Source organism: Candidatus Magnetaquicoccus inordinatus (assembly GCF_004217665.1).
Classification (GTDB): Bacteria; Pseudomonadota; Magnetococcia; order Magnetococcales; family Magnetaquicoccaceae; genus Magnetaquicoccus; species Magnetaquicoccus inordinatus.
The window spans coordinates 1-1,261 of record NZ_RXIU01000476.1 but is presented as its reverse complement, the minus strand read 5'-3'; the positions used below and the strand labels follow the sequence as shown (position 1 = coordinate 1,261).

Below are 1,261 nucleotides of genomic sequence, written 5' to 3'. Positions count from 1 at the left end.
GCTCCTTGTCTATCTGCTTGATATGTCTTGTCGCACATTCGCCAGCGCCTTGCGCATGAGCTGGTTTGGCGACCTTTTTTTTCAAGCTCTCAGCAACTTGATCCTGGACAACACTTTTTGGCGACTGGTGCCGCTTCCGTGAGTGTTACTCCGGCCCAGCGTGCCAACTGTTCCCGACTGGGGTAGCGTCCTGCCAAAGCAATTTCGCCATCGACCAGAATCAAAGGCAGCGACTCTTGACCAGAACGGCTTAAAAATGTGCTGACCACGCTGTTTTGTGCAAAGGCCAAAGGCTCTTGGGCCAGATTATAGCGGCGAATGGCACCACCCGCAGAGGTTACCCGATCGACATCAGCCGCAAAGATGACCAATGATTGATCCACCTCTGGACCACAGACACCGGTACTGCAGCAGAGTGCAGGATCAAAAATTTCAATTTTAGCCATGATTTATAACTCCTGATTCTCTCTAATGAACATCTTGATAGATGCGTTGCAACTGTTCGCGAAGTGCTGTCGGGTCAGCAAACAGGCTTTCCAGGGGCAGGTTTAACAGAGCTTTGATCCGTGCCCGCAAAGTCCGATAGGCTGTAACAAATGCTTGTTCGATCTCTTCATCTGTTCCGGTTGCTTTGGCCGGATCTTCCACACCCCAATGAGCGCGAATGGCAGGCCCCAGATAGGCCGGGCAGGTTTCACCGGCGGCACTGGCGCAGACGGTAATGACCACATCGGGAGTGACTGGCAGACCATCCCAGGATTTGCTGGCGGCACCCTCTGTATTGATACCTTCCCGTTGCAGCAGAGCCAAAGAGCGGGGATGTACCTCACCGGTGGGATGGCTGCCGGCGCTGACGGCACGCAGCCAAGGGGGGGCAAGGTGGTTGAAGGTTGCTTCGGCCAGAATGGAGCGGCAGGAGTTACCAGTGCAGAGGAAGAGCACATTACGAGTTTGCGGTGACATGGTGATTTTCTCCAGGCAAAGAGGGCTGACAGTTCGCGTTTAACGACGTGGACTAGTAGGTTCGTGCAGCAATAATTTAAGTATCCAGAGTGCCAGAGCCAACCCCGCAAACTGTGCCAGAATGAATCCTGGAACCGAGAGAGGAGCGATACCGGCAAAGGTATTGCTCAGGCTGCGTGCCAGGGTGACGGCTGGATTGGCAAAAGATGTGGAGGAGGTAAACCAGTAGGCAGAGGTGATATAACAGGAGACCAGCATGGCTATTTTGTCGCGAGCAAACCTTTCTCCCAGGCCAATG

At 53.8% G+C, this 1,261-nt stretch carries 2 protein-coding genes and 1 pseudogene; all 3 read right to left on the bottom strand.

Features of this window, described 5'->3' with window-relative positions:
- Nucleotides 1-89: 89 nt before the first annotated feature.
- On the bottom strand, nt 90-446 hold the full coding sequence (gene arsD / locus EJP87_RS16655; RefSeq protein ID WP_130472954.1) for an arsenite efflux transporter metallochaperone ArsD: 357 nt from the start codon (nt 444-446) through the stop codon (nt 90-92).
- A gap of 22 nt (nt 447-468) precedes the next feature.
- On the bottom strand, nt 469-963 hold the full coding sequence (locus EJP87_RS16650; RefSeq protein ID WP_130472953.1) for an arsenate reductase ArsC: 495 nt from the start codon (nt 961-963) through the stop codon (nt 469-471).
- A gap of 39 nt (nt 964-1,002) precedes the next feature.
- Nucleotides 1,003-1,261, bottom strand: a pseudogene (locus EJP87_RS16645) (aquaporin family protein); the annotation flags it as partial.